Below are 6,259 nucleotides of genomic sequence, written 5' to 3'. Positions count from 1 at the left end.
GCCATAGCATCGGGACCATGCCCTCAGCCCGCAGGCCACCCGCCGCGAGGCCTGGTGCCGCGCGCGTTCGTGCCGCCGGCCCCGCGCCCGCTCGCCCCGACCGCGACCTCTCCCGTCCGCTGCCCGCGTCGCTGAGCTGGACGGTGCTCGTCGTGTTCGCGAGCGGGCTCGCGCTGGCGGTCGCCGCATCCGCGCTGTCGTGGTGGCTCGCCGCCTGGTACGCGGGGGTGAGCGTCGTGGCGTTCGCGGTGTACGGCGCCGACAAGTCCGCCGCGCGCCGGTCGGCCCCGAGGGTGTCCGAGCGCACGCTGCTCGCGCTCGGGCTCGTCGGTGGCTGGCCCGGCGCGCTCGTCGCGCAGCAGGTGTTCCGGCACAAGACGCGCAAGCGCACGTTCCGGCGGGCGTTCTGGGCGACGGTGGTGTGCAACGTCGTCGCACTGGGGCTGCTCATCGCCTGGCTCGCCGGCGGACCCGCGCTGCTGGGCGCCGGCTACTCGGGGATGCTCCAGTAGTACGCGACGCCGTGCGGATGCTGCTCGGTGATCGACCATTCGACGGAGCGGTTCCACGTGGCATCCGTGTGCCCCGCGTACTCGAGGTCGATCGAGCCGTCGTCCTCGGTCACGACCGCCGTGATGACGCCGGTGTGGTCGCGATCGCCCGAGTCGTCCCAGTCGAACTGCACGATGTCGCCGACCTTCACCTGGTCGCGCTGGTCGTCGGTGAGCGGCGTCGCCCGCTCGGGATGCCGCAGGAGATAGTCCCTGAGCATGGTGGAGCTGATCCAGGCGCCCGATGAGGCATACGCGTCGCCGCCCTCGTCGTACCACCACTCGTCATCGGTGGCCCAGCCGCGGGCGAGGAGGGTCTGGCTGGTGAAGTTCACGCAGTCGTTCTCGTCGATCACGCCGAAGCGCTCGGCGTCGGGGTCGTCCCAGTGCGCGTAGGCGTACTCGAGCTGGGCTGCGACCGACGGGCTGAGGCCCGACGTGTCGAGGGCGGGCACGCCGGATGCCGCGGAGTCCTGCTGCCCGACGGCCCACGCGATCGTGGCGCCGCCCGTGACGAGCACCGCCACGGCGACGGCCGCCACGACGGCACGGCGTTGGCGGAACACGCGGGTCTGTTCGGGAGTCGGCATCCCTTCGAGCGTAGGCAGGCGTCGCTGCCGATCCGGTCGGCCGCGCCGGGCGTCGCTACTCCGCGATGCTCCAGTACGTCGCGGAACCGCCGGGGTGCAGCACGGTGATCGCGTAGTCGACCGAGCGGTCCCACGTGGCATCCGTGTGCCCGGCGTAGGCGATGGCGATCGTGCCGTCGCTGCGGGGGATGACCGCCGTGACGATGCCGGTGTGATCGCGGTCGCCCGAACCGTCCCAGTCGAACTGCACGATGTCGCCCGGCTTCACCTGGTCGCGCTGGTCGTCGCTGAGCTCGGTGGCGAGCTCGGGATGCTCCTCGAGGTAGTCCATGAGCGCCGTCGAGCTGACCCACGCCGGGGCGCTGGCGTATCCGTCGCCATCGCCCGAGTACCACCACTCGTCGTCCTCGGTGAGGCCGCGGGCGAGCAGCGACTGGCTCGCGAAGTTGGCGCAGTCGTTCTCGTCGAGGAATCCGAACGTGTCGTCCTCCGTCGACTGCCAGTGGTCGCGCACGTACGCGAGCTGCGCCGCCACGACCGGGCCGTAGGCCGCGAGCGCCTCGTCGGAGTCGTCGACGCCGAGCTGCTCGGCGTTCGGGTCCTCGGCGGGGGAGGGCACCGACTCGGTCCCCCGCTCGCCGGTCGGTCGGGAGGCCGTGTTGTCGGCGGCGTCGGGCTGCGAGGTGAGGGCGGTGGCGACGGCGACGCCTCCGGCGAGGAGGCCTCCGGTCACGACGACCGCGGCGGTGGCGAGCAGGAGACGGCGGTTCCGCAGGGCGGATTGGGACGGCTTCGCGAAGTCGGGCATCGTTCTCGACGGTACGGTGTGGTTCCTGTGAACCCCCCGGACGGGGGCCATCCCGGCGTGACCTCAGCGCTCGGTGACCGTGCCGAGCTTGATGTGCAGGCGGCGCTCGGCGCGCTTGGCGACGGCCGAATCATGCGTCACGATCACGAGCGTGAGCCCCCGGTCGCGCCAGAGGCCCTCGAGCAGGTCCATGATCTCGTCGCGGGTCTCCTCGTCCAGGTTGCCGGTGGGCTCGTCGGCGAGGAGCACGTCGGGTTCCTTCACGAGGGCGCGCGCGATCGCGACCCGTTGCTGCTGGCCGCCCGAGAGCTCGCCGGGCATGTGGCCGGCGCGATCGGCGAGCCCGACGGAGGCGAGCGCGTCGACCGCTCGCCTGCGCCGCTCCTCGGCCGGGACGCCGAGCGGCGCGAGCGCCGTCTCGACGTTCTCCTGCGCGGTGAGGGTCGGGATGAGGTTGAAGCCCTGGAAGACGAACCCGATCTCCTTGGCGCGGATGCCGCCGAGCTTGCGGTCGGGCAGGTGCGAGAGCTCCGCGTCGCCGAGGGTGAGGCGCCCCGACGTCGGCCGGTCCAGTGCGCCGAGCATCTGCAGCAGGGTGGACTTGCCGCCGCCGGTCGGGCCCTGGATCGCGACGAGCTGGCCCGACGGGATGGAGAGCGTCACGTCCTGCAGGGCGGTGACGCGGCGCTTGGACTGCGAATAGGTCTTCGAGACGTGCTCGAGCGTGTACATGGGTGGTCCTTCCTGGACGTTGGTGGATCAACGGGACTSGGGGGTGGKGGGGGCGCGCCGAGCGGGGCGGGCTCAGGCGACGCTGCGCAGGGCCTCGGCGGGTCGGAGGCGCGACGCGCGCCAGCCGCCGATCGCGCCGGCCAGGAGTCCGCCGAGCACGGCGAGGCCGATGGCGATCGCGATCACCGAGATGGTCACGGGCGCGTTCAGCACGACCTCCGTCGTGGAGCCCGCGGCATCCGCCAGTCGGTCGCCGAAGGGTCCGGCAGCGCTCGGTCCGCCACCGGCCCCGCCGGCCGTCAGGGCACCGCCGCCGGGCAGGGCACCCGTGGTGGCGCTCCCGCCGAGCGTCGGGGCGATGAGGTTGATCACCCAGATGCCGGCGAGGCCGAGCACGAGGCCGGCCGCCCCGCCGATGAGGCCCTGCACGAGCGACTCGCCGGCCACCTGCCCGACGACACGGTGGTTCGACCAGCCGATGGCCTTCAGCGTGCCGAACTCGCGGGTGCGCCGGGTCACGCCCTGGATCGTGAAGAGGATCGCGATGAGGAACGCGGCGACGAGCACGGCGAGCGAGAGCCACAGCCCGAGGTTCGAGACGAGGGTCGACGCGGTCGCCAGCGAGCCCGACACCGAGGCGGCGAGGTCGGCCTGCGTCGACACGGTCGCGTCGGGGAGCGCCTCCTCGAGGTCGGCCTGCACGTCGGCGATGCGGTCGGACGATTCCGCCTGCACGTAGACGTCGCTGACCTGACCGTCGAGGCCCGAGAGCGACTGGGCCAGGTCGAGCGGGATGTACACGTTCGACGCGGTCGCGGCATCCGCCGACGTGGACGTCACGGTGCCGAGGATCTCGAACTCCGTACCGCCCACGTCGATGGTGTCGCCCACCGCGAGGTCGGCGCTCGTGGCGTACGACGCGTCGAGCACGGCCACGGGCTGTCCGGCGTCGGCCGCCTCGAGCCCGCGCCCGTCGGCGAGTTCCACCGACGACAGCGGGCCGACCGCGGCGGCCGCGGGGTCGATGCCGAGCACCGTGAAGCTGTCCACGTCGAACGCACTGCCGCCGGCCCCGTCGAAGCCCCCGGTCGGCGGCTGCTGGGCGGTCGCGTCGTCGCCTCCGCCGTCGGCGGGCAGCGTGCCCTCGTCGCGGGTCGCGAACTGCGGCATCTCACCCGAGAAGGTCATGTTCGTCAACGACAGGGCAGCGGATGCCGCGGCCACGCCGTCGACCTCGGTCGCCGTCTCCAGCGCCGACGCGTCGAAGGTGGTCGAGCCGAAGCCGGCGGTGAGCCGCGACTGGCTGACCTCGGTGGAGTCGCCGGACGCGGTGCCGTCGTCGGCGCCGAMCTCGAAGCGCCCGGGGCCGGCGCCCGCCTCGCCCTCGGCGGGCGGAGTGGGCTCCTGCGACACGGTGAGGTCGGTGCCGACGCCGTAGACGGACTGCAGCACGGATGCCTGCGCGTCGCGCACTCCCGACGCCACGGAGTTCACGATGATGACGAGCCCGATCGCGAGCGCCATGCCGATCGCGACGATCGCGGTCTGCCTGCGGCGCCCGGCGAGCTCGCGCCGGAGGGAGGTGAAGAACATGGGGTCTCCTCTGAGGTCGTGGGGGAGGCCGCCCCGGGCAGGACGCCGATCGCGACGCTAGGCAGCCGGGCTATGGGGGGTCACTGGCCGAACGATGAATCGCCTATGCGTCGGCGGCGTCGCCGACCTCGACGCCGCGCTGCGGCATCCGCTCATCTGCGTCATAGGGAACGCATAGGCCGAAGCGGATACTGGAGACATGAGCACTGCGCCGACCGCCCAGCACCGCGCCCCGATCACGAAGGGCGACGGCTCGATGGTGCGAGTGCTCGTCGTCGACGACGAGCACTCCTTGACCGAGCTCCTGAAGATGGCCCTGCGCTACGAGGGCTGGGACGTGCGCACCGCTGCCGACGGGTTCAGCGCCGTGAAGGTCGCGCGCGAGTTCCGTCCCGACGCCATCGTGCTCGACATCATGCTCCCCGACATCGACGGGCTCGAGGTGCTGCAGCGCGTGCGCGCCGACGGCACCGAGACGCCCGTGCTCTTCCTCACCGCGAAGGACTCCCTCGACGACCGCATCGCCGGGCTCACCGCGGGCGGCGACGACTACGTCACCAAGCCGTTCAGCCTCGAGGAGGTCGTGGCGCGCCTGCGCGGACTCATCCGGCGCTCGACCCTCACCCTCGCGCAGGCGAAGGACCCCGTGCTCACCGTCGGCGACCTCACCCTCGATGAGGACTCCTACGAGGTCGCCCGCGCCGGCACGCCCATCGAGCTCACCGCCACCGAGTTCGAGCTGCTGCGCTTCCTCATGCGCAACCCCCGCCGGGTGCTCTCGAAGGCGCAGATCCTCGACCGCGTGTGGTCGTACGACTTCGGCGGCAAGGAGTCGGTCGTCGAGCTCTACATCTCCTACCTGCGCAAGAAGATCGACGCCGGCCGCGAGCCGATGATCCACACGGTCCGTGGCGCCGGGTACATGCTCAAGGCCGTCGGATGACCAGGCCCGGCGACCCCGGGCACGCCGCCGCGTCGCGTGAGGAGGCGGCGATCCACGAGACGACGGATGCCCCGCGCCGTCGCTTCACCTGGACGCTGCACCGGCGGCTCCTCGTCATCGTCGCCGGCCTGCTGGTGGCCGTGAGCGCCGTCGTCGGCGTGGTGAGCGTGGCCGTGTTCCACGAGTCGTCGGTCGCGCGCCTCGATGCGAACCTGGCCTCGGCGAGCTCCCGGGCCAACGTCGCCATCGCGGGCCAGCYGCCCGGATTCCCCGGCGACCCCGACGAGGCGCCCGGCCTCGTGCTGAACATCCCGGGTCAGGAGGCCGGCACGCTCGCCGCACTCGTCACCGACGACGGCACGACGCGGGCCGGATACATCACCGAGCGCGGCCGCGTGCTCGACCTGCCGCCGAACATCGCCGACGCGCTCGGCGCGGTGCCGCCCGATGGCGAGCCGCACACCGTCGACGTGCCCCGGTTCGGCGAGTACCGGGCCATCGCCCACACGCAGGAGGAGTGGGGCGAGGTTGCCGTCGTCCTCGCCCTGCCGCTCGCCGAGGTCAATGCCTCGACGATGCAGCTGGCGCTCACCATCGCCATCGTCGCCATCGTCGGCCTCATGATCGCGCTCGTCATCGGCTCGTCCGTGATCCGCCGGGCGCTCAGCCCGCTCGCCCAGGTCACCGCGACCGCCCAGCGCGTGTCCAACCTGCCGCTCGACCGCGGCGACGTCGCACTCGCCGAGCGGGTCAGGGTCGACGACGAGGGCACCGAGGTCGGCCGGCTCGGCACCGCGTTCAACCGCATGCTCGGGCACGTGGCATCCGCCCTCTCGGCGCGCGAGCAGAGCGAGCAGAAGGTGCGCCGCTTCGTCGCCGACGCGAGCCACGAACTTCGCACGCCGCTCGCCTCGATCCGCGGCTACGCGGAGCTGACGCGCCTGCACGGCGGCGAGCTGCCGCCCGACGTGACGCACGCGATCGGACGCATCGAGTCCGAGTCGGTGCGCATGACCGAGCTCGTCGAGGACCTGCTGCTGCT

Annotated in this window: 7 protein-coding genes; 3 read left to right on the top strand and 4 right to left on the bottom strand. The window is 72.5% G+C overall.

The features are described from left to right. Window positions 1–512, top strand: a 512-nt coding sequence (locus AC1DY2_RS13365; RefSeq protein WP_476762875.1) for a DUF1294 domain-containing protein, incomplete at its 5' end; no start/stop codon positions are given. On the opposite strand, the gene AC1DY2_RS13360 is transcribed toward AC1DY2_RS13365, so the two are convergent. The 4 genes from AC1DY2_RS13360 to AC1DY2_RS13345 all read right to left on the bottom strand — a co-directional run bounded on the left by AC1DY2_RS13360 (window position 491) and on the right by AC1DY2_RS13345 (window position 4,274). Further along, the gene (locus AC1DY2_RS13360; protein WP_476762874.1) at window positions 491–1,141 is read right to left on the bottom strand and encodes an amidase domain-containing protein; all 651 of its coding nucleotides are present in this window, start codon (window positions 1,139–1,141) and stop codon (window positions 491–493) included. The genes AC1DY2_RS13365 and AC1DY2_RS13360 overlap by 22 nt on opposite strands. Window positions 1,142–1,196: 55 nt before the next feature. Further along, window positions 1,197–1,949, bottom strand: a complete 753-nt coding sequence (locus tag AC1DY2_RS13355) for an amidase domain-containing protein (protein WP_476762873.1) — start codon at window positions 1,947–1,949, stop codon at window positions 1,197–1,199. A 63-nt stretch (window positions 1,950–2,012) separates the two neighbouring features. Continuing rightward, complete coding sequence (locus AC1DY2_RS13350) at window positions 2,013–2,681, bottom strand: ABC transporter ATP-binding protein (RefSeq protein ID WP_476762872.1); 669 nt, start codon at window positions 2,679–2,681, stop codon at window positions 2,013–2,015. Window positions 2,682–2,753: 72 nt separating this feature from the next. Then, entirely contained in the window at window positions 2,754–4,274 is a 1,521-nt protein-coding gene (locus AC1DY2_RS13345; protein ID WP_476762871.1) for an ABC transporter permease, read from the bottom strand. Between the two features lie 199 nt (window positions 4,275–4,473). Between AC1DY2_RS13345 and AC1DY2_RS13340 the strand changes: the two genes are divergently transcribed. Continuing rightward, window positions 4,474–5,217: a response regulator transcription factor gene (locus AC1DY2_RS13340; RefSeq protein ID WP_309974369.1), complete on the top strand. Its 744-nt coding sequence runs from the start codon at window positions 4,474–4,476 to the stop codon at window positions 5,215–5,217. After that, the coding region (locus tag AC1DY2_RS13335; protein WP_476762870.1) for a histidine kinase dimerization/phospho-acceptor domain-containing protein at window positions 5,214–6,259 on the top strand (1,046 nt) is incomplete at its 3' end. The genes AC1DY2_RS13340 and AC1DY2_RS13335, both read left to right, overlap by 4 nt.

It is taken from the genome of Agromyces sp. P1_H4 (genome assembly GCF_056405255.1).
This window is presented reverse-complemented; position numbering and strand designations above follow the sequence as displayed.

Coding starts and splice junctions, on each gene's coding strand:
- AC1DY2_RS13360 (WP_476762874.1), bottom strand. CDS start 1,141: ATGCCGACTCCCGAACAGACCCGCGTGTTCCGCCAACGCCGTGCCGTC.
- AC1DY2_RS13355 (WP_476762873.1), bottom strand. CDS start 1,949: ATGCCCGACTTCGCGAAGCCGTCCCAATCCGCCCTGCGGAACCGCCGT.
- AC1DY2_RS13350 (WP_476762872.1), bottom strand. CDS start 2,681: ATGTACACGCTCGAGCACGTCTCGAAGACCTATTCGCAGTCCAAGCGC.
- AC1DY2_RS13340 (WP_309974369.1), top strand. CDS start 4,474: ATGAGCACTGCGCCGACCGCCCAGCACCGCGCCCCGATCACGAAGGGC.